This is a genomic window from Janthinobacterium sp. SUN137, from assembly GCF_030587265.1.
Lineage (GTDB): Bacteria > Pseudomonadota > Gammaproteobacteria > Burkholderiales > Burkholderiaceae_D > Janthinobacterium > Janthinobacterium kumbetense.
This window is the reverse complement of sequence record NZ_JAPWHZ010000006.1, coordinates 242,191-266,838: the sequence shown is the minus strand read 5'-3', so window position 1 is coordinate 266,838 and position 24,648 is coordinate 242,191. Positions and strand designations below refer to the sequence as shown.

Sequence of the window (24,648 nt, the reverse complement as noted above, 5' to 3'; positions counted from 1 at the left end):
ATGCCTGATGACCATAGCAAGTTGGTCCCACCCCTTCCCATCCCGAACAGGACCGTGAAACAACTTTGCGCCGATGATAGTGCTGCAACCAGTGTGAAAGTAGGTTATCGTCAGGCTTGTTATATAAAAAAACCCCGCTAGATGCGGGGTTTTTTTTCGTCTGCAGCGTTCATCGGATCAGATGCCCCAGGTGATGCTTTCACCTTCCGCCTTGGCCGAGCGCAGCATTTCCATCAAAGGATAGGCGCGCTGCGAAAAATGCACTTTTTGTGCGCGCGCATGGGCGCCTGTTTCGCCGTCTTCCAGCGTTTCCGGCGTATGCGCATCGTGTTCGATGTCATTTTCCGGATGCAGTTTGCTTTCCGCGACTTCTTTTTCCAGCAGGGCCAGGGCATCGCCCGCTTCCGCTGGCGTGATGACGCCGCGCGTGGGGTTCTTGTGCAGGATGTCGAGGATGCGCTGGGCATGTTCCTGGTACATCAGCACTTCTGGGGAGGATTTGGATTTGAATGAGATCAACATAAGCGCTTTCTGAAACTTGTTGTTAGTGTCGAAACAATATCACGACTTGAAATGTCGCACAGGCCGTCCGATTGCCCGGATTGCACATTTGCAAGCCGGATAGGCCCATCTGTTGGACAACGTACGTATTTACAAGAGCGTGTTTACCGTGAAAACATCCGTTTTAAGCGATCGTTAAGTCTCAATCCAGTTTCACCGAGTCCATGAACGTGTCGATGGTGTCACGCGACAGCTTGCTTTCTTCACCGAGTATGATGATCTGGAAGATGTGTTTGTCCTGCGCCACAAAACGGCCGACCAGCAGGACGGGCTTGCCCTGCTGCATCCCCGTCGCTTCGACGCTCAGCGCGCTGCGTTGATGGCTACCGGCCGCCGTGTTGCTGGCCGTCGATGCGGATTTCTCGCTGCGCACGACACCATTGATATTTTTCAACAGGGCTGTCTGCATGGCGGGCAGGGCCGTTTGTGCCTGTTCCGCACTGTCGAGCACGGCGCTGCCGATGGCGAAGGTATTGCCATCGACCTCGCTCGCCGTCATGGTCAAGCTGACTTTCTTGCCGTCGAGATCGATTTCGCGCGTCAGCACGGCCGGTTTGCCCGGAAACAGGGCCGTGAACTGGGCGTCGGGGCTGCGATAGTCGCGCCAGTCGAATTTCGGACTGCAGGCAGACAGGACGCTGGCGGCCGCGAGCGTAGCCAGAAAGAGGGCAAGTGATGTTTTTTTCATCAACAGATGGTAGCAGCGCTGCCAATCACGCGCAATCGCGCACGTGCGGGGTTCACAGCTTGCCTTATATCTCGCGCAGTACGCGCCGGTACTGGATCGCTTCGGCAACATGCGGTTGCGTGATGGCGGGGCTGCCCGCCAGGTCCGCGATGCTGCGCGACACGCGCAGCACCCGGTGGTAGGTGCGCGCCGACCAGTGCAGGCGTGTCATGGCGCCATGCAACAACTGTTCGCCATGTGGTTCCAGGCGACAATGTTGTTCGATTTCTGTGTTGCTCAGCTGCTGGTTCGCTTTTCCCTGACGTGCCAACTGCAAGGCATAGGCTGCCGCTACCCGCGCGGCGATCGCTTGCGTACTTTCGCCGGCACCTGCACGTCGCCCCAGCGCCGTCGGCGGCATGGCGGCCACTTCAATCTGCAGGTCGATACGGTCGAGCAGGGGGCCCGACAGACGATTGTGATAGCGCAATACGGTGTCTGGCGTACAGCGGCAACGACCGGAAGCGTGGCCCAGATAGCCGCACGGGCAGGGATTCATGGCGGCGATCAATTGAAAACGGGCAGGAAACTCGGCCTGGCGTGCCGCGCGTGAAATGCTGATCACGCCCGATTCCATGGGCTGGCGCAGCACGTCGAGCACCCGGCGGTGGAATTCGGCAATTTCATCAAGAAACAGCACGCCGCAGTGGGCCAGCGAGATTTCACCTGGCCGCGGCACGTTGCCGCCGCCCACCAGGGCTACGCCGGACGCCGTCTGGTGCGGGGCGCGGTAGGGCCGCCGTTTCCAATGCTCCACCTTGAAGTGGCTGCCCAGCGAATGCACGGCCGCCGATTCCAGCGCCTCGTCATCGCTCATGGGCGGCAGCACGCCGGGGAAGCGGCTGGCCAGCATGGTCTTGCCTGCGCCCGGTGGTCCCACCATCAGGACGTTGTGACCGCCCGCTGCCGCCACTTCCAGTGCGCGTCGCGCCTGCAGCTGCCCTTGCACGTCGGCAAAGTCGGGATAGGGAAAAGCGTGCGCTGCCAGCACGGGCTGGTGGCGTTGCAGGGCAGTCTGGCTGGCGTGCCTGGCAAAATGCGCGCAGACCTCGAGCAGGCTGTGGGCGGGATAGATGCAGGCATCGCTGACGAGAGCCGCCTCGTCCGCGTTCGCCTGCGGCAGGATGAAGGCGCGTGGCGTGCCCGACTGGCTGCGCTGCATGGCAAAGGTCATGGCCAGGGCGCCGCGGATGGGGCGTAACTGGCCAGACAGCGACAGTTCGCCCGCGAATTCATAGTGGTGTAATTGGTCGTCCGGCAACTGGCCGGAGGCGGCCAGGATGCCCAGTGCGATGGGCAAGTCGAAGCGGCCCGATTCCTTGGGCAAGTCTGCCGGCGCCAGATTGGCCGTGATGCGCCGTGCCGGCATCTCGAAGCCGCAGTTTTGCAACGCGGCACGCACGCGGTCGCGCGACTCCTTCACTTCCGTATCCGGCAGGCCGACAATCGTAAACGAAGGCAAGCCATTGGCAAGGTGGACTTCGACACTTACCTCGGGCGCCTCCATGCCGGCCAGGGCGCGGCTTTTCAGGACGGCCAGGCTCATCAGACTCCCCTGTAGCGCGGACGCGGGCAGGATCAGTCTAGCGCTTGAAAAGGTGTGAGGCTTGAGGTATGCCAGCAAGGTCGCCGATTACGGCGCCCTGCGTGCAGCGGCGGCTCAGGCTTTTGGATCGTTCAGGCGCGTTTCCAGTTCGATCAGGCGCAATTCCAGTGCATCCAGTTTTGCGCGCGTCTTGGCCAGTACTTGCGCCTGGATATCGAATTCCTCGCGCGTGACGAGATCGAGGCGGGCGAAGCCCTGGGTCATCATCGATTTCACATTTTTCTCGATATCCTTGGCCGGTGAGTTTTCGATGGCTTGATGGATCTTGCCTTGCAAGTCGTTAAAGAAGGTATTCATGTCCATGGTCAGTCCTTTTATGGTGCGGCCTGTGCATCGCACCATTGCGGTGCACAGCGGCGTTAATCTGGTGCGAAACTGGGCGCTTCATTGTGCTTCAGCAGTCCGTTGCCGCATTCCTGGCCGTGTGCAGGGTATGTATGGACGGAAATGCACCTGTCAAGGTGGCAAGAGAGCTGGCACGTATTCTGCTAAAGAAGGTATGAACGCTTTGTGATCTCCAGCCAAGATTTTAAACCTCAACCGCTTTAAAAGTTCAATAAAAGGGAATCGCCATGAAGAATCTGTCCAAGAACATGACTTTAGCTGCAGCGTTGACGCTGGCCATGACCGCATTGTGCGGTAGCGCCATGGCCCAGGATGCAGTGGCGGCGCCTGCTGCGGCCGAAGCGGTACCTGATAACGTGGTGAGCTACAACGTGGCGCTGACCAGCGACTACCGTTACCGCGGCATCTCGCAAAGCCGCTTGAACCCGGCCATCAGCGGCGGTGCCGACTATACCCATAACCCGACGGGCCTGTATGTGGGCACCTGGCTGTCGAGCATCAAATGGATCAAGGACGGCGGCGGCGATACCAATCTGGAATGGGATATCTACGGCGGCAAGCGCGGCGAGATCAGCAAGGATTTTACCTATGACGTGGGCGGCCTGTACTACTTCTACCCATCGAATGGACTGAGCACCAATGCCAACACCTTCGAGCTGTACGGCCAGCTGGGTTATGGCCCCGCGTACATCAAGTACTCGCATTCGACCACCAATCTGTTCGGCGTGGCCGACAGCAAGAACAGCGGCTACCTCGACGTGGGCGCCAACGTCGAGGTGCACGACGGTTACATCTTGAATCTGCACGCCGGGCGCCAGAAGGTCGAGCACAACGATTCCCTCAGCTACAGCGATTACAAGATCGGCGTGACCAAGGACTTCGGCATGGCGACCGTTGCACTGGCGGTCGTCAAGGCCAATATCGTATCGCTGGCACCGAATGGCAAGAATCTGGCGAAATCCGGTCTCGTGCTGACCGTATCGAAAACCTTTTAAGCGAGACAGCCATGAAAATGATTACTGCAATCATTAAACCGTTCAAACTGGACGAAGTACGCGAAGCTTTGTCGGCTATCAATGTGCAAGGCATTACCGTCACGGAAGTCAAGGGTTTCGGCCGCCAGAAAGGTCACACGGAACTCTACCGTGGCGCCGAGTATGTCGTTGATTTCTTGCCAAAAACCAAGATTGAAGCGGCCGTCGATGACGCCATTGTCGACCAGGCCATCGAAGCGATCGAAGGCGCCGCGCGTACCGGTAAAATCGGTGATGGCAAGATTTTCGTCTACAACCTGGAACAGGTCATCCGCATCCGTACCGGTGAAACCGGCAACGAAGCGCTCTAAGGGGAATATTGATGCATAAAAATATAACAAAATTGCTAGCCGGGATAGCCTGTCTGTGTGCGTTTGGTGTCGCCACGCCGAGCTTTGCCGATGCGCCCGCCAAGACGGAGGCGGCCACGACCGCGGCCATCGCCGCCCCGGCCGTGACGCCCGTGCCTGACGCAGCAGCACCGGCTGCCGCCGCTCCGGCCCCGGCCGCTGCCGCGCCAGCCGCCGCGCCCGTTGCCAACAAGGGCGACACCAGTTTCATGATGATCAGCACCTTGCTGGTGATCTTGATGACGATCCCCGGCCTGGCCCTGTTCTACGGCGGCCTCGTGCGCTCGAAAAACATGCTGTCGGTGCTGATGCAAGTGTTCATGGTGTTCGCGTTGGTCATTGTGCTGTGGTGCATCTACGGTTACTCGATCGCCTTCACGGAAAAAACCGCCTTCTTCGGTGGCTTCGACCGCCTGTTCCTGAACGGCATCTGGGATCCGGCCAAGGGCACGTTTGCCGCCGCCGCCACTTTCAGCAAGGGCGTCGTCATTCCCGAGTTCGTCTTCGTCGCTTTCCAGGGCACGTTTGCCGCCATCACCTGCGCGCTGATCGTCGGCGCCTTTGCCGAGCGCGCCAAGTTTGCCGCCGTGCTGGCCTTCGTCGTGCTGTGGTTCACGTTTGCCTACCTGCCAGCGGCCCACATGGTGTGGTTCTGGACCGGTCCTGACCTGATCACCAACGCCGCCACCTCGGCCAGCGAAGCCCTGAAGGCTGGCTGGATCTGGCAAAAAGGCGCGCTGGACTTCGCCGGCGGCACCGTGGTGCACATCAACGCCGCTGTCGCCGGCCTGGTGGGCGCCATCATGATCGGCAAGCGCGTCGGCTACGGCCGCGAATCGATGGCACCGCACTCGCTGACGATGACCATGATCGGCGCGTCGCTGCTGTGGGTGGGCTGGTTCGGTTTCAATGCCGGTTCCTCGCTGGAAGCAGGCGACGTGGCGGCTTTGGCCTTCGTCAATACCTTGCTGGCAACGGCTGCCGCCACCCTGTCGTGGGTGTTTGGCGAATGGATTTCCAAGGGCAAGCCTTCCATGCTCGGTGGCGCGTCCGGCGCCGTGGCCGGCCTGGTGGCGATCACCCCGGCGGCCGGTTTTGTCGGCCCGATGGGCGGCCTGGTCATCGGCTTGCTGGCCGGCGTCGTCTGCCTGTGGGGCGTGAATGGCCTGAAACGCCTGATCGGCGCCGACGATTCGCTCGACGTGTTCGGCGTGCATGGCGTGGGCGGTATCCTGGGCGCCTTGCTGACGGGCGTGTTTGCTGCACCACAACTGGGCGGCCAGGGCATCTTCGACTATGTCACCAACAAGATGTCGGCGGATCCGTACTCGATCGGCCATCAGGTGTGGGTGCAGGCGCAAGCGGTCGGCACCACTATCCTCTGGTCGGCCCTGGTTTCCCTCGTTGCCTATAAACTGGTCGACATCGTCATCGGCCTGCGCGTACCGGAAGAGGAAGAGCGCGAAGGCCTCGATATCACCAGCCACGGCGAGCAAGCATATCATGGCTAAATAGCAATTATCTGGTATGCCAGCGCCCCGGCGCGGCATGTCCTGCTGGAAAAGGCGCCTCATTGAGGTGCCTTTTTTTCGTTATGGGAATGGAAAAGGTCTTTAAAACAAGGCTTTTGCCCCGATTTGGGGTACTTACACGGTAATATAGTCGGCAGTTCTGTGTGCTTTTTTGAATACTGCACATAATTTAAGGATGTAACTATGGTTCCCCATCTCGTCACGGCCCTGACCGGACCGCTGCTCGACCTCGAAAAAAAGATTCTGGCCGCGACGCCGGCCATTGAGCGCTGGTTTCGCATGGAGTGGCAAGAGCACACGCCGCCCTTCTATTGCTCGGTAGACTTGCGTAACGCGGGCTACAAGCTGGCGCCCGTCGATACCAATCTGTTCCCCGGCGGTTTCCACAATCTGGCGACGGAAATGCTGCCCTTGTCCGTGCAGGCGGCCATGGCCGCCATCGACAAGTATTGCCCGGATGCCCGCAACCTGCTGATCGTGCCGGAATTGCACAACACCACGCCGCAATACCTGCAAAACGTGGCGCGATTGATGCAGATCTTCCGCCAGACGGGGCTGCATGTGCGCTTCGGTTCCTGGTCGCCCGACATCACCCAGCCGACACCGTTGGCGTTGCCAGATGGCAACATGCTCGTCATCGAGCCCCTCGTGCGCCTGAACAATGGCCGCCGCCTGGGCTTGAAGGATTTCGACCCGTGCACGATTCTGCTGAATAACGACTTGTCGGACGGCATTCCCGATATCTTGCAAAATATTCATGAGCAAAGCCTGCTGCCGCCCTTGCATGCGGGCTGGGCCTTGCGCCGCAAGAGCAACCACTACACGGCCTACGATGAAGTGGTGAAGAAATTCGGCAAGATGATCGATGTCGACCCGTGGATGCTCAATCCCTTCCACGCCAAGTGCAGCGATGTGAACTTCCAGGAAGGCGAGGGCGAAGATGCGCTGGCCGCCAGCGTCGACGTGCTGCTGGCCAAGATCCGCAAGAAATACAAGGAATACGGCATCAAGGAAAAGCCGTTTGTCATCGTCAAGCCCGATGCGGGCACGTATGGCACGGGCATCATGACGGTGCGCGACGCCAGCGAAGTGCGCGACCTGTCGCGCAAGCAGCGCGACAAGATGTCCATCGTCAAGGACGGCAAGGTTGTCACCGACGTCATCATCCAGGAAGGCGTGCCGACCTTTGAAAGCATCAAGGATGCCGTGGCCGAGCCGGTCGTCTACATGATCGACCGCTACGTGGTGGGCGGCTTCTACCGCGTGCACGCGGAAAAGGGCGTGGACCAGAACCTGAACGCGCCCGGCTCGCAGTACGTGCCGCTGGCATTTGCCCAGCAGCATGCCGTGCCGGACTTGAAGGCCAAGCCGGGCACGGCCGCGCCGAACCGCTTCTATGTGTATGGCGTGGTGGCGCGCCTGGCCTTGCTGGCCGCGTCGCTGGAAATGGAGCGCACGGACCCGAATCCCGAGGTGTATTGATCCATCCCTGCGGCTTGCCGGGCGCGGTGACTACCGCGCCCGGCGATCTCGGCTAGAATCAAGCATTCCTTATCCAGGCTCCCCGATTGGACGCACCATGAAAATTGCATTCCTTGCCGACCCGCTGGCAGGCTTCAAGACTTACAAAGATTCCACTTTCGCCATGATGCGCGAGGCGGCCAAACGCGGCCACGCCGTGTACGCCTTCGAACAGAAGGACATCGCGCTGGAAGAGGGCATCGTCACGGCGCGGGTACAGCATATCGAGCTGACTGGCGACGAGCACGACTGGTACAAGGTCGTCTCCACCGAAGAAGTGCGCCTGTCGACCCTGGACGCCGTCATCGAGCGCAAGGACCCGCCGTTCGACATGGAGTACGTGTATGGCACGTATCTGCTGGAACTGGCGGAAAAGCAGGGCGCGCACGTTTTCAACAAACCGTCCGCCATCCGCGACAACAATGAAAAGCTGGCCATCGCCCAGTTTTCCGAATTCACTTCGCCGACCCTGGTGACGTCGAACGAGGCGCGCCTGCGCGCTTTCCACGCCAAGCACCAGGACGTCATCTTCAAGCCGCTCGACGGCATGGGCGGCACGGGTATTTTTCGCGTCAAGGCCGACGGCCTGAACCTGGGCGCCATCATCGAGACCCTGAGCGAGAACGGCGCACAGACCATCATGGCGCAGCGGTTTATTCCCGACATCGTCAAGGGCGACAAGCGCATCCTCGTCATCGGCGGCAAGCCGGTGCCGTTTTCGCTGGCGCGCATCCCGCAGGCGGGCGAAGTCCGCGGCAACCTGGCCGCCGGCGGCACGGGCGTGGCGCAGCCATTGACGGCGCGCGACCTGGAAATCGCGGAAAAGCTGGGCCCGATCCTGGCCGCGCGTGGTCTGATGCTGGTAGGATTGGACGTGATCGGCGACTATCTGACGGAAGTCAATGTCACCAGCCCGACTTGCTTCCAGGAAATCATGCAGCAGACGGGCTTTGACGTGGCGGCCATGTTTGTCGACGCCGTCGAGCATGGCGTTGCGCAAGCGCAGCAGCGCTAGAAGGTGAAATGACTATGGTAGGGATTTTGCTCATGACACATGCACCGCTGGGACAGGCTTTCATCGCCGCCTGCGCGCATGTGTTTCGGGGGCCAACGGAACGGTTTGAAGCCATCGACGTCGTCGCCGACCAGGACCTGGCGGAAGTGCAAAAGCTGGCGTCGGACGCCATCTGCCGTCTCGACGACGGCTCCGGCGTGCTGGTGATTACCGACGTGAAGGGCGGCACGCCGTCGAACTGCTGCAACAAGCTGGCCGATGCGGGGCGGGTGGAAGTCATCGCCGGCATCAGCCTGCCGATGCTGCTGCGCGCCATCACGTATCGCCGCGACACGCTCGACGTGGTGGTGGAGATGGCGCTGGCCGGTGCGCAAAGCGGCGCCGTGCGCGTCGATAACCGTATCCGCGTGGGAGAATAAGGAAGTGCATGGCCGCCGCCCTGAAGGCGGCGGTTCTTATAGGCCAAGATTGTCATCAGCGTAGTGCATTCAGGGATAGAGACCATACAAAAATGATTCAAAGAGAACTCGAAATCATCAACAAGCTGGGATTGCACGCACGCGCCTCCGCCAAATTTACCCAGCTCGCCGCCAAGTTCAAGAGCGACGTCTGGCTGACCCGCAACGCGCGCCGCATCAACGCCAAGTCCATCATGGGCGTGATGATGCTGGCCGCCGGCAAGGGCGCAAAAGTGACCCTGGAAGCCGAGGGCGATGATGAGCAGGCATGTGTCGATGCGCTCACCGTCCTGATTAATGACAGGTTTGGCGAAGGCGAGTAATGCCCGCCGAACGCAGCCGCAGCCGCATTCCGACAGGTCACCCCATGGCATCTTTCACGCTCCACGGCATCCCGGTCTCCCGCGGCATCGCCATTGGCCGCGCGCATCTGCTGGCGCCGGCCGCCCTTGACGTCAAACACTACCTGGTCGCCCAGGAACAGATCGAAGCGGAAGTCCAGCGTTTGCAAAACGCCATCGCCGCCGTCCACAAGGAGCTGCAAACCCTGTGGAACGAGCTGCCGAAGGACGCCCCCACGGAACTGGGCGCGTTCATCGACGTGCATGCGCTGATCCTGTCGGACCCGATGATCGCCGAAGCGCCGCTCGACATCATCCGTTCGCGCCACTACAACGCCGAATGGGCGCTGTTGACGCAAATTGATGAATTGTCGGCGCAGTTCGACGAAATCGAAGACCCGTATTTGCGCGAACGCAAGGCCGACATCCAGCAAGTGGCCGAACGCGTGCTGAAGGTCTTGCTGGGCACGGAACAGCTGCTGCCGAAAGCGGCCGCCGACGATGAATTGCTGGCGCAGATGATCGTCGTCGCCCACGATATCTCGCCGGCCGACATGCTGCAGTTCCGCGACCGCTCCTTTATCGGCTTCATCACCGACGTGGGCGGCCAGAACTCGCACACGGCCATCGTCGCGCGCAGCCTGGATATCCCGGCCGCCGTCGGCATGTCGCAGGCGTCGATGCTGATCGAGCAGGACGACTGGCTGATCATCGATGGCGACGCGGGCGTGGTGATCGCCAACCCCAGTCCCCTGGTGCTGGAGCAGTACCGCGAGCGCCAGGTGGCCATGCAGCGCGCGCGCAAGAAGCTGGGCAAGCTGAAAAAGACGCCGGCCGTCACCAGGTGCGGCACGCCGATTACCCTGCTGGCGAATATCGAACTGCCCGAGGATTGCCCGTTCGCGCTGGAATCGGGCGCCAGCGGCGTGGGCCTGTTCCGCTCCGAATTCCTGTTCATGGGCCGTGCGCACAAGATTCCCACCGAGGACGAGCAGTTCGAGGCTTACCGCAACACGGTGCAATCGATGAAGGGGCGCGTGGTGACCATCCGCACGCTCGACATCGGCGCCGACAAGCCGCTCGACCAGTCCGACCATACGGCCTTGAATCCCGCCCTGGGCTTGCGCGCCATCCGTTACTGCCTGGCCGAGCCGCAGCTGTTCCTGACGCAGCTGCGCGCCATTTTGCGCGCTTCCGCCTTCGGCAAGGTGCGCATCCTGATTCCCATGCTGGCGCATGCGTTCGAGATCGACCAGTCGCTGGCCATGATCGCGCAAGCGAAGGCCAGCCTGCGCGAGGACGGCGTCAAGTTCGACGACGAGGTCGAAGTGGGCGCCATGATCGAGATTCCCGCCGCCGCGCTGGCCCTGCCCATGTTCGTCAAGCGCATGGATTTCCTGTCGATCGGCACGAATGATTTGATCCAGTACACCCTGGCCATCGACCGCGTCGACTATGAAGTGGCGCATTTGTACAATCCGCTGCACCCGGCCGTGCTGCAACTGATCTCCATGACGATCGCCGCCGGCCACAAGGCGGGCATCGATGTGGCAGTCTGCGGCGAGATGGCGGGCGACGTGAAGCTCACGCGCTTGCTGCTGGGCATGGGCTTGCGCGAGTTCTCCATGCATCCGGCGCAGCTGTTGGCGGTCAAGCAAGAGATACTCAACAGCGATCTTGGCCTGATTGCGCCACAAATGCGCAAAATTATGCGTTCCATGGAACCAAATGTGATCGCGGAAGCTGTCCAGCAACTGCAGCTCATGTAAACTGTCACCTTATCAGCATCAGGACACCTCGCGCGCGGCAAGAGGTGTTCTGATGCTAAAGTTGCAGCACCTATCATCGCGGTGCTGCATCGACCATGGCCCGTGGGGCCGCCCCCCTTTTATAAACCGACACACATGTCATCCATTGGAATTGTTTCGCCGCAAACCATGTATTTTGCGCAACCCTTGCAGCTGCAAAGCGGAGCATCGCTGCAAGACTATATGTTGATGTATGAAACCTACGGCACCCTGAACGCCGACAAATCGAACGCGGTACTGGTCTGCCACGCCCTGAACGCCTCGCACCACGTGGCCGGCGTGTATGCGGACGAGCCGAAAAGCACGGGCTGGTGGGACAATATGGTGGGACCGGGCAAGCCGCTCGACACCAACAAATTCTTCGTCATCGGAGTCAACAACCTGGGTTCCTGCTTCGGTTCGACGGGCCCCATGCACACCAATCCCGCCACCGGCAAGCCGTACGGGGCCTCCTTCCCCGTCGTCACGGTGGAAGACTGGGTCAGCGCGCAGGCGCGCCTGGCCGATGAACTGGGCATCGCGCAGTTTGCCGCCGTGATGGGCGGCTCGCTGGGCGGCATGCAGGCGCTGGCGTGGAGCATCATGTTCCCCGAGCGCCTGCGCCACTGCGTGGTGATCGCCTCGACGGCCAAGCTGTCGGCGCAAAACATCGCCTTCAACGATGTGGCGCGTCAGGCCATCCTGTCCGACCCCGATTACCATGGCGGCGACTTCTATGCCCACGGCGTGGTGCCGAAGAACGGCTTGCGCGTGGCGCGCATGGTGGGCCATATCACCTATCTGTCGAATGACGACATGGCCGAAAAATTCGGCCGCAAGCTGCGCGATGCGGCGCAGACGGGCGATTACAAGTTCGGCTTCGGCATCGACTTCGAGATCGAATCGTATTTGCGCTACCAGGGCGACAAATTCTCCGAATACTTCGACGCCAACACGTATCTGTTGATCACCAAGGCGCTCGATTATTTCGACCCGGCGCGCGCGCACGGCGGCGACCTGGCCAAGGCCCTGTCGGGCACCAAGGCCAAGTTCTTCCTCGCCTCGTTTTCCACCGACTGGCGCTTCTCGCCCGAGCGCAGCCGGGAAATCGTCGAAGCGCTCGTCTGCAACCGCCGCCAGGTCACGTACGCGGAAATCGACGCGCCGCACGGCCACGACGCCTTCCTGCTGGAAGATGCGCGCTACATGAACATGGTGCGCGCCTATTATGGCCAGGTATGGAACGACATCGGGGCGGGCTTGCCCGCTCCTGCACAGCACACCGCCGTCCGCCAGGGCGCCAAGGAGACCGCATGACTTTTGACGAATTGAGCGCGCTGCGCCCCGACCTGGCCTTCATCGCCCACTGGGTGCCGGACAACGCGCATGTGCTGGACGTGGGCTGCGGCGACGGCGTGATGCTGCAGTACCTGCAAAGCGACAAGGAGTGCAGCGGTTACGGCATCGAGATCGCCGACGACAAGGTATTGGCCAGTACTTTGCGCGGCGTCAATGTGATCCAGCAGGACATGGAAAAAGGCCTGGCCGTCTTTGGCGACAACAGCTTCGATACGGTGCTGTGCCTGTCGTCCCTGCAGATGATGAAACAGGTCGAGCCGCTGCTGCGCGATATCGTGCGCGTGGGCGCCGAAGCCATCGTCTCGTTCCCCAACTTCGCCTACTGGCCGCACCGCGTGGCATTGCTGAAAGGGCGCATGCCCGTGTCGAAATCGCTGCCCTACCAGTGGTATGACACGCCCAACGTGCGCTGCGCAACCATCAACGACTTCCGCGAACTGGCCGAGGAATGCGGCCTGGAAGTGATCGAATGCGTGGCCCTGGCCGAAGGTAAGATGGTTTCCGTGCTGCCGAACCTGCGCGGCGACCTGGCCGTCTTCCGCCTGCGTAAAAAAGCGGTGCATTGATGAGCACAAGCCCGGCGCCAGGCTGGCGTTCCTATGCCAATGGCCGCATGCTGGCCGTGCTGGTGCTGGGCTTCAGTTCCGGCCTGCCCCTGTTCATCCTGCTGTATCTGCTGCAGGCATGGCTGGCCAAGTCGGGATTGAACGTCAAGGCGCTGGGGCTGTTCGCCCTGGTGCAGTTCCCGTATATCTGGAAATTCCTGTGGGCGCCCCTGATGGACCGCTACCGCATCCTGGGCCTGGGACGCCGGCGCGGCTGGATGGCCCTGACGCAGGTGGCGCTGTTCTTTTCCATCGGCGGCATGGGCATGCTCGATCCGCTCACGCAGATCGGCCTGATCGCGGCCGCTGCCGGCGGCGTGGCCTTTCTGTCTGCCAGCCAGGATATCGTCATCGACGCCTACCGGCGCGAAATCCTCAGCGATAACGAGCAGGGCCTGGGCGCCGCCGTCATCGTCAACGCGTACAAGGTGGCGGGCATGGTGCCGGGCGCGCTGTCGCTGATCCTGGCCGACCGCATGCCGTGGCAGCCCGTGTTCTGGATCACGGCCGCCTTCATGATGCCTGGCCTCGTGTGCACCCTGCTGATCAGGGAGCCGACCGTGTATGGCTCGCCGCCGAAGACCATGCGCGAAGCGATCATCTTGCCATTCCAGGAATTCATCGCGCGCGATGGTTGGCGTAACGCAATGTGGATTCTCGCTTTCGTATTACTCTATAAAATCGGCGACAGCATGGCCACGGCGCTGGCGACGAAGTTTTACCTGGACCTGGGTTTTTCCATGACGCAGATCGGCCTGGCCGCCAATACCACGGGATTCTGGGCCAGCCTGGCCGGCGGCGTGGTGGGCGGCGTGTGGATGCTCAAGCTGGGCATCAACCGGGGCCTGTGGGTGTTTGGCGCGCTGCAGGCGATCGCGATTCTGGGATTCGCCTGGCTGGCGCAGGTGGGGCCGAACACCATGCTATTGAGCGCCGTGATCGGTTTTGAAGCTTTCGCCAGCCTGGGCCTGGGCGCGGCCGCCTTTGTCGCGTTCCTGTCGCGCACCACGGACCCGCGCTACACGGCCACGCAATATGCGCTGTTTTCCAGCCTGAGCGCCGTGCCGCGCACCCTGATCAATGCCTCGGTGGGCTTCCTGGTCGCCGAGCTGGGCTGGTTCTCGTTTTTCATCGTGTGCTTCTTCCTGGCCTTCCCGGCCATGATGATGCTGCCTAAAATCGCTCCATGGAGGTCTGCCAATGGCACCAATATCCCTTAAACGTTACACCGTCCTGGCCAGCCTGTGCGCGGTCACGGCGCTGGCGCCCCTGTCCGTCTACGCCCAGCAGGCGACGGTACAGGATGGCATCAAGGTGCGTCCCTTGTCGACGTCGCGCATCTTTGCCGGCGGCACCGATTTCAATGCGGAATCGAAGCAGCAATATACGCAGCTGGTCAACGAAGCGAAGGAAAAAAATGCGCTGGTGCCGGACAGCGATCCGCAAGTGAAACGCCTGCGCGCCATCGCCCAGCGCATCATTCCGTTCGCCACGCGCTGGAACGATGCGGCGGCCAACTGGAACTGGCAGATCAACCTGCTCAACTCGGACGAGGTCAACGCCTTTTGCATGCCGGGCGGGCAAATCGCTTTTTACAGCGGGATCATCACCAAACTGAACCTGACCGACGATGAAGTGGCCGTCGTCATGGGCCATGAAATTTCGCACGCCTTGCGCGAACACTCGCAAGCGCAGGCTGGCAAGGGCAACCTGGCCGCCGTCGGCTCGAAGCTGGTGGGCGCCGGCCTGTCAGCCTGGCTCGGCGTCGACCCGAATCTGACCAGCACCGCCACGAACATGGCGGCCAAGGGCGTGATGCTGAAGTTTTCGCGCGACGATGAGCGCGAAGCGGACCTGATCGGCATGGACCTGGCCGCGCGCGCCGGTTTCGATCCGCGCGCCGGTGTGGTGCTGTGGCAGAAGATGGCTGCCGTGAGCGCGGGCGCGCCGCCGGAATTCCTCTCGACTCACCCGTCGGGCAAGGACCGCATCTCGCAGATGAACAGCCACATGGCGCAAGTGCTGCCCCTGTACGCGCGCAGCAAGGGCGTCAGCGTGGACGCCTTGCCGCCGTACCGCAGCAACGCCATCGCGCAGCGCTAGGATGTCTGTACGCAGTCCCGGCAACAAGCCGGCAGCGGCGCCGTTGCCCATGCGCGACGGCGTGGCGCCCAGCTACCTGTGGCTGCCGGAAGGGCAGTGGCCCGACATGCTGGCGTTTCTGCTCGAGCGCTATCCGCAGATCAGCGCCGCGCAATGGCGGGACCGCATGGCGCGCGGCGAAGTGGTCAACGGCGACGGTGCGGTGCTGGGCCCTGGCAGCGCCTACAAGCGCGGCATGCGCATTTTTTACTACCGCGAGCTGGAGCGGGAAACGCCTATCCCCTTCCAGGAAGAGATCCTGTTCCAGGATGAACACCTGGTGGTGGTCGACAAGCCGCACTTCCTGCCCATGACGCCGGCCGGACGCTTCGTGCAGGAGACCCTGCTGACGCGCCTGAAGAAAACCCTGGACTGCGCCGACCTGACGCCGATCCACCGTCTCGACCGCGAGACGGCTGGCGTGGTGATTTTTTCGCGCCAGGTGGCCAGTCGCGGCGCCTATCAATCGCTGTTCCAGCGCCGCGAAGTGCGCAAGACGTACGAGGCGCTGGCGCCACGCCTCGATGGCCGCGATTTTCCATTTACCTACCGCAGCCGCATGGTCGAGGGCGAGCAGTTTTTCCTCATGCGCGAGGAGGCGGGCGAGCCGAACTCGGAAACCGTCATCGACGTGATCGAGGAGCGCGGCGATGTGAGCCTGTACCGGCTGCAGCCGCACACGGGGCGCAAGCATCAGCTGCGCGTGCACCTTGCCTCGCTGGGCATCCCCATCGTCAATGACGCGTTTTATCCGGTGGCCCTGCCGTGCAAGGAAGACGATATGTCGCAGCCCTTGCAGTTGCTGGCGCGTGCGATCGATTTCACGGACCCGTTGAGCGGCGCGCCGCGCCATTTTGAAAGCCGGCGCAGCCTGTAGCGGCGCTTACGCCTTGAGCGTGTAGTCGATGATCAGCGGCGCGTGGTCGGAGAAGCGCTCGTCCTTGTAGACGCTGACCGTATGCGCCTGGGCCGCGATGCCGGGCGTGGCGACGTGGTAGTCGATGCGCCAGCCCACGTTCTTCGCGTAGGCTTGTCCGCGGTTGCTCCACCACGTGTACTGGTCTTCGCGCTTGTCCAGGCCGCGGTGTACGTCGACAAAGCCCACTTCGTCGAAGACGCGCGTCAGCCAGGCGCGCTCTTCCGGCAGGAAGCCGGAATTTTTCTTGTTGCCCTTCCAGTTCTTCAGGTCGATTTCGTGGTGGGCGATGTTCCAGTCGCCGCAGATGACGACTTCGCGTCCCAGCGCCTTCAATTCCAGCAGGTGCGGCAGGAACAGTTCCATGAAGCGGAACTTGGCTTCCTGGCGCTCCGGGCCGGACGAACCGGACGGGCAGTACACGGAAATGACGGAAAGGTTGCCAAAATCACAGCGCACGTAGCGGCCTTCGGCGTCGAATTCAGGGCTGCCGAAGCCGATATGCACGGCGTCTGGTTCGACCTTGCTGTACACGCCCGTGCCCGAATAGCCTTTTTTCTCGGCATAGTGGAAATGGCCATGATAGCCGTGCGGGTTGAGGAATTCCGGCGTCATGTCGGGCAGTTGCGCCTTCAATTCCTGCACGCAGATGAAATCGGCCGTTTGCGTGCCCATCCAGTTGAAAAAGCCTTTTTTGGCGGCGGAACGGATGCCGTTCAGGTTGGCGGAGATAATTTTTGGCATAGGTCTAGAGTGAAAGGGCGCTGGACGGGGCCGGCGGGCGCGGCATGGCGATTGTCTCGCCGGTGCGCGCGGATTAAAATACAGGCACTTTTAAAAAATGAGGCTAATGTGAATAATTTACGCCAGCAGTTTATCGCGTTTTCAGTATCCAAGGGAGTCTTGCGGTTTGGCGAGTTCACCACCAAGGCCGGACGCCAGTCGCCGTACTTCTTCAATGCGGGCCTGTTCCATGACGGCGCCACCTTGGCCGAGCTGGCGCAGTTCTACGCGCAGACCCTGCTCGATTCGGGCGTGGAATTCGACATGCTGTTCGGTCCCGCCTACAAGGGCATCACCCTGGCCTCGGCCACCGCCGTGGCGCTGGCTGGCAAGGGCCGCAACACTTCGTTCGCCTTCAACCGCAAGGAAGCCAAGGACCATGGCGAAGGCGGCACCATCGTCGGCGCCAAATTGCATGGCAAAGTCGTCATCATTGACGATGTGATCTCGGCCGGCACCTCGGTGCGCGAATCGGTGGACATGATCCGCGCCGCCGGCGCCGAGCCATGCGCCGTGCTGATCGCCCTGGACCGCATGGAGCGTTCGGGCCCCGATGGCCAGCTGTCGCCAAGTTCGGCGGTGCAGGAAGTGTCGAAACAGTACGGCATTCCAGTCATCTCGATCGGCAACCTGGACGACTTGTTCGGCTACCTGAATGGCGCGGGCGCCGATCCGGAACTGCTGAAACATAAAGAGGCTGTTTCGGCATACCGCACCAAGTATGGGATTTAAGTAGTCTTCTCCAGTAGCGCCCGCAGCCGCGGGTCGCTGCAGGCGGCGCTGGCCTGCGGATGGCATTGCAATAGCCGCCGCAGCAGCGCGCCGCCGATGCCGCGCCGGCGGAACGGCGGTTTCACGAACAGCATGTTCACCGTCACCTCATTCGCGCACTTGCTGATGTCGAGCATGGCCACCTGCTGGCCGTCGATCCATGCGCACAGCGCGCTGTCTCCTTGCCAGTCTATCTGCATCACGCCAGCCATGGTTTGAGCGCCGCATGCAAACCCAGGGCGAACAGGCCGATAAAAAAGCATCGCTTGAATACTGGTTGCGCGATGCGCCCGCGCAGCCATTGACCGGCCAGCATGCCGGCCAGCGCCGGCAGCAGCGCATACGCCGACGCGCCGGCCGCACCGAGACTGAAGTCGCCGTGCAAAGCCAGGCTGGCCGCCAGCGCCACGGTCGACGCCGTAAACGCCAGACCCAGCGCCTGCACCAGCGCATCGCGCGCCAATCCCAATCCCTGCAGATACGGCACGGCGGGGATGACGAAGACACCCGTGGCGGCCGTCACCAGTCCCGTCACCGCGCCTGCCACGGGCCCCAGCCACGCTTCGTGCCGCGCCGGCACGCGCAGCTGCAGTGAGAACAGGCCCGCCAGCGCATACAGCATCAGCGCCACGCCCAGCGCGACGATGGCCCAGACCCCGCTGTCGGCCGGCAGCAAGGCGCCGCCCGCCAGCGTGCCCGCCATGACGGCGGTCAGCATGGGCCACAAGCGCCGCAGCAGCGCCCGCAGGCCGGGGCCGGCCGCCAGTTGCCAGACATTCGTCACCATCGAGGGCACGATCAGCAGGGCTGCCGCCTGCACGGGCGGCATGATGAGGCTGAGCGTGCCCATGGCCACCGTCGGCAGCCCCAGGCCGACTACGCCCTTGACGAAGCCAGCGACGAGGAAGCTGGCGCCAACGGCCAGCAGAAATGACGTCTCCATCTTTTTTATCCCACAGTGATTTTGCGTGGATTCTGCGCGCGCTTGCGGATTTCGCCAAGGTGGATTATTTTGAGTCAGCCTTAGTAAAAGACGAAGGCTGATAAGATGGCGAAAAGGAGAGCCGCCATGCGCTTTGATCTGGTCGATTTGCAGCTGTTTGTCAACGTGGTGGAGGCGGGTAGCCTGACGGCGGGCGCCGCGCGCAGTCACCTGGCGCTGGCCTCAAGCAGTGCGCGCGTGCGCGGCATGGAAGAGATGCTGGGCATGCCCTTGCTGCTGCGCAGGCGGCGCGGCGTGGAGCCGACCCCCGTGGGCCAGACCTTGCTGCATCACGCGCGCCTCGTTTTACTGCAAATGGAGAAAATGCGCGGCGAGCTCGGTGAGTTTGCGCGCGGCTTGAAAGGGCAGTTGCGGCTGCTGTGCAATACGGCGGCGCTCAGCGAATTTTTGCCCGAGGCGCTCGGCGCTTTTCTCGACCGCCATCCGAACCTGACCATCGACCTGGAAGAACGCCTCAGTTACGATATCGTCAAGGCCGTTTCGGAAGGGCTGGCCGACATGGGCATCGTGTCCGACTCGGTCGACATGCGCGGCTTGCAGACGTTTTTGTTTCGCCCCGACCGCCTGGTGGTCATCGCGGCGGCCGATGGCGTGCACCACCGCGCGCTGGGCCAGGATGGTGTCGTCGCGTTTTCCACGCTGCTGGATCACGATTTCATCGGCCTGGCCGACGACAGCGCGATGCAGCAGTACCTGGGCATGCATGCGGCGCGCCTGGGGCGTCCATTGAAGGTGCGCGTGCGCCTGCGCAGCTTCGATGCCGTGTGCCGCATGGTGGCCAGCGGCGTGGGCATCAGCGTGGTGCCGCTGGCGGCTGCCAGCCGCTGCCAGCAGACGATGGCGCTACGCTGCCTGGAATTATCCGATCCCTGGTCGGTACGCAATCTGACGATTTGCGTGCGCCAGTTCAGTGAATTACCCCTGTATGCGCGCCAGTTGATCGATCACCTGAAGGCGTGACAGGGCATGACAGGAGCAGCGATGCGTTTTTCAGAAGACAAGATGGCCAGCCTGCGGTGCAGCGACCAGGTCGAGCGGCCCATCCACATCTGGCAGCCGCCAGGGCCACAACAGCCACGTGCCGTGATCCTGGCGATCCACGGCGGCATGGCGCATGCGGGCGACTACGTTACACCGGCGCTGACCTTCCGCCAGCACGGCATCGCCACCGTCAGCTTCGACATGGTGGGCCACGATGGCCAGCGCAAGGTCGATATCCCATCGTTCGAGGCTTTCCTCGACGACGAAGAGCTGTTCCTCGCCTGGGTCAAGCAGGCGTATCCAGGCGTGCCGGTTTTCGTCATGGGCCACTCCATGGGCGGTTTGATCGCCACGCATCTGGGGCTGCGGCGCTTTGCGGGCGACCCGGCCATCAAGGGTTTTGTCATCTCATCGCCGTATTACGTGAATGCGATTCCCGTGCCAAAGGTGCTGCAAATGCTGTCGGGCTGGCTGGCGCAGCGCTTCCCCACGATGAAGGTACCGCTGGGGAATCTGACCATGCTGCTCACGCACGACCAGACCATCACCGCGCGCCATTTCCAGGATGAGCGCGACGGCATCCGCGCCAGTGCCGCCTCGGTACGTTTCGCCCATGCCTTGACGTCGGCGCAAAAGGAATTGGCGAGCGGCTTGTCGGGCTGGCGTTTCCCCCTGTTCGCCGTGGTGGCCGGTGACGACAAGCTGGCCGACAGCCGCGCCACGGAAAGCATGCTGCGCAGCGTGCCCGATGGCTTGCTCGACTATCACTACTATCCGGCCAATTACCACGAGAATTTCAATGAGCTGAACCGCGAGGTGATCTTCGCCGCCATCCTGGCGTGGATGGAAAAACAACTGGCACCCGCGCCGCGTGAGGCGCAGGTATCGTTATAATCAGGTCAATGGATTTTACCGCCGCATGCCGGCCCGGTCCCCGCGGCGCAGGGGAATACTGAAGGAACGAACGATGCGCTTGCTGATTGCCCTGATATTCCCGTGGCTGACCTTTTTCACGATCGGCCGTCCGATCGCCGGCATCATTTGCCTGATCCTGCAAATCACCTTGATCGGCTGGCTGCCAGCGACGATCTGGGCCGTATATGCGCTGAGCCAGTTCAAGACGGACCAGAAGATCGCCGAGGCCATGCGCCGGCGTTGATGGTTTCCTAAGTCCTGCCTAAGCTGCGCTTCCTATCTTGATTCAACCGACACGAGGAGAGTGAGATGGCATCAAACAGACGCGGTACCCTGGGCTTGGCGGCGGCAATGCTGGCCGCCGGGCTGTTGCTGGGAAGTGCGGCGCAGGCGCAAACGGATAACGCACTGCCGCCCGTGCAGAAGAGCGGGGCGGTGGAGTACCTGAGCGGCGGCATCGGCCTCGACGAGTCGACGGCCATCAAGAGCGCCAGCCGGCATTGGCCCCTGAGCCTGGTGTTTTCCGTGCAGGCGGCAGGCAAGGCGGAATTTGCCTCCGACGTGAAGCTGCAGATCAGCGATGCCAAGGGGCTGTCGGTGCTGGAAACGACGGCCAGCGGACCGTTCCTGCTGGCGAAACTGCCGCCGGGCAGCTACCGCTTGCGCGCCACCCTGGCCGGCAAGACCTTGGAACGCAAGGTGCAGGTCAAGGCGGGCAGCTCGGCGCGCGTGGAGCTGGTCTGGCCGGCGGGAACGAACCAGGGCCGGCCTTGATGTCGGGCGACGGCAAGGCGGCGCCCGAGCGGGGCGTGCCGGCGCGCGGTTTGTCTGCCCATATCCTGCCCACGTCGGCGACGATGGTTGGCGTATGCATGACGGTGCTGTCGATCGGGCACCTGGCGCCGCGCGGCGAGGTGCGCGTGGCCATCGACAAGCTGCTGGCCGTCGATGCCATCGTCTTTCTCGTCAGCGCCGTGCTTTCGTTCATGTCGCTGCGCCCCGGCCAGTCGCGCTTGCGCTACGAATGGTGGGGCGAACTGCTGTTCATTTGCGGCCTGGCCCTGCTGGCGCTGGGGGCCGTGGTGCTGGCCTTCGTCATCAACTGACCTTGAGTACGCGCCCTTCGGTGGCGCTTTGCAGCGCCAGTTCGATCAGGCGTATCGTCGTCGCCGCATCTTCGGCTGCCACGGGCGCCGGTGCGCCGTGGCGGATGGCGTCGGCCATGCCCTGGTAAAAGTCCTGGTAGCGGCCCGCTTGCATCTCGAGGTGTTCGGCATGGCCGTCCGGCTGCGTGCCCAGGTGCAGGGCGCCGCGCACGGGATCCACGCCCCAGCCGGGTTGGCCCGGCCTGCCGCCTGCCTTCAGGGCGTCTTCCTGCGGGTCGAGGCCAAACTTCACGAAACTGCCTTTGTCGCCATGCACGGCGAAGCGCGCCGTCGGCGCCTTCACCAGGCAACCCGCTTGCAGCACCACGCGCAGCCGGTCGTAGTACAGCACAAGGTGCATATAATCTGCAGCCTGTGCGCCGTCGCGCTGCAGGGCGATATCGGCGTACAGCTTTTCCGGCTGGCCGAACAGCTGCATGGCCTGGTCCAGCATGTGCGGACCCAGGTCGTACAGCAGGCCGCCGCCCGGCGCGCCGGACTCGCGCCAGCGCTGGCGGATCTCGGGACGGAAACGGTCGAAATGCGATTCGACGCTGGCGATGCGCCCCAGGGCACCCTGCGCCAGCAGCGTTTTGAGGGTCAGGAAGTCGCCATCCCAGCGCCGGTTGTGATACACGCTGAGCACCAGCTTGCGCTCTTTGGCCAGTGCGATCAGACTCTGTGCTTCAAAGCTGGAAATGGTAAAGGGCTTGTCGACCACCACGTGCTTGCCCGCCTGCAGGGCCGCTTGCGCCAGGCTGAAATGCGCCTCATTGGGCGCGGCGATGACGACCAGCTCGATGGACGGATCGGCAAACAGTTGCGCGGGATCGGCATACACGGTCGCGTGCGGCCAATCCTTGTGCACGAGCTCCGGTTTGCTGGAAGCGACGGCGGCCAGTTCCAGGGCCTCGATGGTGGACAGCACGGGCGCGTGGAAGGTGGAGCCGGCAAAGCCGTAGCCGACCAGGCCGGTTTTGATCTTGTTCATGGCGTATTCACAGGTGCGTGGAAGAATCCATGATCATACCCGCAAGCGGGCGGCGGCATCGCTGCAACAATGTCGCTGCGATGCCGCCGCTACTGCATTAGTTCAGGCTCCAGACATATTGCACCTTGACGCTGGCGCTGACTGGCTTGCCGCCAGCGAGGGCCGGCTTGAACGTGCACTTGGCGATGCCGCTGCGCGCCGCCTCGTCGAGGGCCGGATGGCCGCTGCTTTTGACCACGCTCGACCCGTGGACCTTGCCGGTGGCATCGACATCGAAGGACATGTTGACCGTGCCCTCTTCCTTCGCCTGCAGCGATGCGGCCGGGTAGGTCGGTTTGCCGCAGACGCCAAAGTCGATGACGGGGCGGCGCTCCAGCACGGGTGCGCTGTCGGCGGCGACGGCCTGGCCGTAGATGCCGAGGCAGGCGCCGGCCAGTGCCAGCAGCGGTATGGCCGCTTTCCAGTTCAGGGTTTGTGGTGCAGGGCGCAGCAGTCGTGTGATACGTGACATAAGATCTCCTCCGTTGGCCGCCTGGGCCAGGTGGTGGGTTGAGAACTGGAGACGTTCCAGTTCCGAGAGTGCAAGAGCCAGACGCCGCGGTTCGCCCAGTTGTCTTGCTGCGAAATCATCTGCAATGTGTTCGCGTTCGAGGCGCACGCCGCGTGAAATCCACCAGACAGCAGGGTGGAAGAACAGCAGCGCCTCGATGGCGTTTTGCAGCAGGTTGAGCAGATAATCGAGGCGCCGGATGTGCGCCAGTTCATGCGCCAGCAGCGCGTCGAGCAGGTGCGGCGGCATGCCGGTGATCAGCGCCGCCGGCACCAGCACCATGGGGCGCCAGATGCCGGCCGTGAGGGGGCTGGCAATGTCGTCGAGCACGCGCAGGCGCACGGGCCGCGTCACGCCGGCATCTTGCGCCATGCCGGACAAGCGCGTTTGCCAGAGGGTGTGCGTGGCCTCGTCTTTGCGGGCGCTGCGTGCTATCCACAGCATGCCCAGTGCCATGCGCAGGGCCAGCATGGCGGCGCACAGCGCCCACACGCCGACGATGGCGCGCAGCAGCAGGTCCAGGTCGGGTAAGCTGTCGGGCGCCAGCAGGGCGGCCGGCAGCAAGGTGCTGGAAAACAGGACGCCCGTGGCATCGCCGCCGGCCAGGCGCAGATACAAGCCCGCCGCCGGCCAGGCCAGGCAGGCCAGCAGGGCGCCGCAGCCGACGGCATAGCGCGCCTCGGGACGCGCATTGCGCAGGACGGCCCGCGCCAGCGCCGTGGCGCAGCCGATCAGCAAGCCTTGCCACAGGAAGTGCAGCAGGGTCCAGCCCAGGGCCGGCACGAAGGCGCTCATGATTGATCGTCCTTGAGCATTTTTTCGATCTCTGCGCGTTCGGCGCGCGACACGCCCGTGCGCAGGGCCGCCAGCACCAGCGCCTTGGCCGAACCGGCAAAGGCTTTCTGCATCAATTCCTTGAGCAGGTTCGTCTGCAGGCTGTCCTGCGCCTGCGCCGGCGCATACACGTGCGAACGCTGGCTTTCGTCGCGGATCAGCAAGCCCTTGCCATGCATGATCTGCATCAGGCGCAGCACGGTGCCGTAGGTGATGGCCGGCTTGGCCAGCGCCATCGCCTCGTGCACCTGCTTGGCCGTGGCGGCGCCCAGCGGCCACAGTGCCTGCAGCAGATCGAGTTCGGCTGCCGTCGGTTTCGGGATGTCGTGCGTCTTGCCCATGCTGTTTTCCTCTTGCCTGAAATTCAATAAGGCTA

Annotated in this window: 29 protein-coding genes and 1 rRNA gene; 20 read left to right on the top strand and 10 right to left on the bottom strand. The window is 62.6% G+C overall.

What is annotated here, in order from left to right; all coding sequences use genetic code 11:
• The first annotated feature begins 3 nt into the window (after positions 1–3).
• Positions 4–116 (top strand): 5S ribosomal RNA (gene rrf, locus O3298_RS27850).
• Between the two features lie 61 nt (positions 117–177).
• Here rrf and O3298_RS27845 read toward each other — a convergent pair.
• The 4 genes from O3298_RS27845 to O3298_RS27830 form a co-directional block, all read right to left on the bottom strand.
• Entirely contained in the window at positions 178–522 is a 345-nt protein-coding gene (locus O3298_RS27845) for a DUF1840 domain-containing protein (protein ID WP_071325465.1), read from the bottom strand.
• Between the two features lie 181 nt (positions 523–703).
• Positions 704–1,249 carry a hypothetical protein gene (locus O3298_RS27840; protein WP_289919768.1) on the bottom strand — a complete coding sequence of 182 codons (546 nt, stop codon included), beginning with the start codon at positions 1,247–1,249 and terminating at the stop codon, positions 704–706.
• Between the two features lie 64 nt (positions 1,250–1,313).
• The gene (locus O3298_RS27835) at positions 1,314–2,834 is read right to left on the bottom strand and encodes a YifB family Mg chelatase-like AAA ATPase (RefSeq protein ID WP_305061065.1); all 1,521 of its coding nucleotides are present in this window, start codon (positions 2,832–2,834) and stop codon (positions 1,314–1,316) included.
• A gap of 114 nt (positions 2,835–2,948) precedes the next feature.
• Positions 2,949–3,197 carry an accessory factor UbiK family protein gene (locus tag O3298_RS27830; RefSeq protein WP_035824443.1) on the bottom strand — a complete coding sequence of 83 codons (249 nt, stop codon included), beginning with the start codon at positions 3,195–3,197 and terminating at the stop codon, positions 2,949–2,951.
• A gap of 269 nt (positions 3,198–3,466) precedes the next feature.
• Here O3298_RS27830 and O3298_RS27825 point away from each other — a divergent pair, with 269 nt between their 5' ends.
• From O3298_RS27825 to O3298_RS27765, 13 genes are all read left to right on the top strand, one after another.
• Complete coding sequence (locus O3298_RS27825; RefSeq protein WP_251350963.1) at positions 3,467–4,234, top strand: TorF family putative porin; 768 nt, start codon at positions 3,467–3,469, stop codon at positions 4,232–4,234.
• A gap of 11 nt (positions 4,235–4,245) precedes the next feature.
• A complete protein-coding gene (locus O3298_RS27820) occupies positions 4,246–4,584 on the top strand; it encodes a P-II family nitrogen regulator (RefSeq protein ID WP_010393464.1) in 339 nt (112 codons plus the stop codon).
• A gap of 11 nt (positions 4,585–4,595) precedes the next feature.
• On the top strand, positions 4,596–6,134 hold the full coding sequence (locus O3298_RS27815) for an ammonium transporter (RefSeq protein WP_305061064.1): 1,539 nt from the start codon (positions 4,596–4,598) through the stop codon (positions 6,132–6,134).
• A 204-nt stretch (positions 6,135–6,338) separates the two neighbouring features.
• The gene (gene gshA, locus O3298_RS27810) at positions 6,339–7,637 is read left to right on the top strand and encodes a glutamate--cysteine ligase (protein ID WP_077399358.1); all 1,299 of its coding nucleotides are present in this window, start codon (positions 6,339–6,341) and stop codon (positions 7,635–7,637) included.
• Between the two features lie 97 nt (positions 7,638–7,734).
• Positions 7,735–8,691, top strand: a complete 957-nt coding sequence (gshB, locus tag O3298_RS27805) for a glutathione synthase (protein ID WP_305061062.1) — start codon at positions 7,735–7,737, stop codon at positions 8,689–8,691.
• Between the two features lie 14 nt (positions 8,692–8,705).
• On the top strand, positions 8,706–9,110 hold the full coding sequence (locus O3298_RS27800) for a PTS sugar transporter subunit IIA (protein ID WP_035824452.1): 405 nt from the start codon (positions 8,706–8,708) through the stop codon (positions 9,108–9,110).
• Between the two features lie 92 nt (positions 9,111–9,202).
• Positions 9,203–9,472, top strand: coding sequence for an HPr family phosphocarrier protein (locus O3298_RS27795; RefSeq protein ID WP_305061073.1), 270 nt, complete (start codon positions 9,203–9,205; stop codon positions 9,470–9,472).
• A gap of 44 nt (positions 9,473–9,516) precedes the next feature.
• Entirely contained in the window at positions 9,517–11,259 is a 1,743-nt protein-coding gene (gene ptsP / locus O3298_RS27790) for a phosphoenolpyruvate--protein phosphotransferase (RefSeq protein WP_077408955.1), read from the top strand.
• Between the two features lie 135 nt (positions 11,260–11,394).
• Complete coding sequence (locus tag O3298_RS27785) at positions 11,395–12,594, top strand: homoserine O-acetyltransferase (protein ID WP_305061061.1); 1,200 nt, start codon at positions 11,395–11,397, stop codon at positions 12,592–12,594.
• Positions 12,591–13,202, top strand: coding sequence for a methionine biosynthesis protein MetW (gene metW, locus O3298_RS27780; protein ID WP_099665555.1), 612 nt, complete (start codon positions 12,591–12,593; stop codon positions 13,200–13,202). The genes O3298_RS27785 and metW overlap by 4 nt, the downstream gene beginning before the upstream one ends.
• Complete coding sequence (locus O3298_RS27775) at positions 13,202–14,461, top strand: AmpG family muropeptide MFS transporter (RefSeq protein ID WP_289913553.1); 1,260 nt, start codon at positions 13,202–13,204, stop codon at positions 14,459–14,461. The genes metW and O3298_RS27775 overlap by 1 nt, the downstream gene beginning before the upstream one ends.
• Positions 14,442–15,344 (top strand): M48 family metallopeptidase, encoded by a 903-nt coding sequence (locus tag O3298_RS27770; protein WP_077399370.1) that lies wholly within the window; start codon positions 14,442–14,444, stop codon positions 15,342–15,344. The genes O3298_RS27775 and O3298_RS27770 overlap by 20 nt, the downstream gene beginning before the upstream one ends.
• Before the next feature lies 1 nt (position 15,345).
• The gene (locus O3298_RS27765) at positions 15,346–16,260 is read left to right on the top strand and encodes a pseudouridine synthase (RefSeq protein WP_289913554.1); all 915 of its coding nucleotides are present in this window, start codon (positions 15,346–15,348) and stop codon (positions 16,258–16,260) included.
• 6 nt (positions 16,261–16,266) lie between these two features.
• Here the strand turns inward: O3298_RS27765 and O3298_RS27760 are convergent, their stop codons facing one another.
• Complete coding sequence (locus O3298_RS27760; RefSeq protein WP_077399376.1) at positions 16,267–17,043, bottom strand: exodeoxyribonuclease III; 777 nt, start codon at positions 17,041–17,043, stop codon at positions 16,267–16,269.
• A gap of 108 nt (positions 17,044–17,151) precedes the next feature.
• Between O3298_RS27760 and pyrE the strand changes: the two genes are divergently transcribed.
• Positions 17,152–17,814, top strand: a complete 663-nt coding sequence (pyrE, locus tag O3298_RS27755; protein WP_034784688.1) for an orotate phosphoribosyltransferase — start codon at positions 17,152–17,154, stop codon at positions 17,812–17,814.
• Here pyrE and O3298_RS27750 read toward each other — a convergent pair.
• Together O3298_RS27750 and O3298_RS27745 are read right to left on the bottom strand one after the other, a co-directional pair.
• Positions 17,811–18,065 carry a GNAT family N-acetyltransferase gene (locus O3298_RS27750; protein WP_289906752.1) on the bottom strand — a complete coding sequence of 85 codons (255 nt, stop codon included), beginning with the start codon at positions 18,063–18,065 and terminating at the stop codon, positions 17,811–17,813. The genes pyrE and O3298_RS27750 overlap by 4 nt on opposite strands.
• Positions 18,053–18,796: a sulfite exporter TauE/SafE family protein gene (locus O3298_RS27745; protein ID WP_289906753.1), complete on the bottom strand. Its 744-nt coding sequence runs from the start codon at positions 18,794–18,796 to the stop codon at positions 18,053–18,055. Before O3298_RS27745 ends, O3298_RS27750 begins: the two co-directional genes overlap by 13 nt.
• A gap of 126 nt (positions 18,797–18,922) precedes the next feature.
• Between O3298_RS27745 and O3298_RS27740 the strand changes: the two genes are divergently transcribed.
• From O3298_RS27740 to O3298_RS27720, 5 genes are all read left to right on the top strand, one after another.
• On the top strand, positions 18,923–19,816 hold the full coding sequence (locus O3298_RS27740) for a LysR substrate-binding domain-containing protein (protein ID WP_289913556.1): 894 nt from the start codon (positions 18,923–18,925) through the stop codon (positions 19,814–19,816).
• 21 nt (positions 19,817–19,837) lie between these two features.
• Positions 19,838–20,731 carry an alpha/beta fold hydrolase gene (locus O3298_RS27735; protein WP_289913557.1) on the top strand — a complete coding sequence of 298 codons (894 nt, stop codon included), beginning with the start codon at positions 19,838–19,840 and terminating at the stop codon, positions 20,729–20,731.
• Between the two features lie 73 nt (positions 20,732–20,804).
• Complete coding sequence (locus O3298_RS27730) at positions 20,805–20,996, top strand: YqaE/Pmp3 family membrane protein (protein ID WP_077399393.1); 192 nt, start codon at positions 20,805–20,807, stop codon at positions 20,994–20,996.
• Positions 20,997–21,061: 65 nt separating this feature from the next.
• Positions 21,062–21,526 carry a carboxypeptidase regulatory-like domain-containing protein gene (locus O3298_RS27725; protein WP_289913558.1) on the top strand — a complete coding sequence of 155 codons (465 nt, stop codon included), beginning with the start codon at positions 21,062–21,064 and terminating at the stop codon, positions 21,524–21,526.
• Complete coding sequence (locus O3298_RS27720) at positions 21,526–21,858, top strand: hypothetical protein (RefSeq protein WP_289913682.1); 333 nt, start codon at positions 21,526–21,528, stop codon at positions 21,856–21,858. Before O3298_RS27725 ends, O3298_RS27720 begins: the two co-directional genes overlap by 1 nt.
• On the opposite strand, the gene O3298_RS27715 is transcribed toward O3298_RS27720, so the two are convergent.
• The 3 genes from O3298_RS27715 to O3298_RS27705 form a co-directional block, all read right to left on the bottom strand.
• Positions 21,851–22,888 (bottom strand): oxidoreductase, encoded by a 1,038-nt coding sequence (locus O3298_RS27715; protein ID WP_305061060.1) that lies wholly within the window; start codon positions 22,886–22,888, stop codon positions 21,851–21,853. The genes O3298_RS27720 and O3298_RS27715 overlap by 8 nt on opposite strands.
• Before the next feature lie 97 nt (positions 22,889–22,985).
• Positions 22,986–24,233 carry a M56 family metallopeptidase gene (locus tag O3298_RS27710; RefSeq protein WP_305061059.1) on the bottom strand — a complete coding sequence of 416 codons (1,248 nt, stop codon included), beginning with the start codon at positions 24,231–24,233 and terminating at the stop codon, positions 22,986–22,988.
• Complete coding sequence (locus O3298_RS27705; protein WP_152283918.1) at positions 24,230–24,613, bottom strand: BlaI/MecI/CopY family transcriptional regulator; 384 nt, start codon at positions 24,611–24,613, stop codon at positions 24,230–24,232. The genes O3298_RS27710 and O3298_RS27705 overlap by 4 nt, the downstream gene beginning before the upstream one ends.
• Positions 24,614–24,648 lie beyond the last annotated feature (35 nt).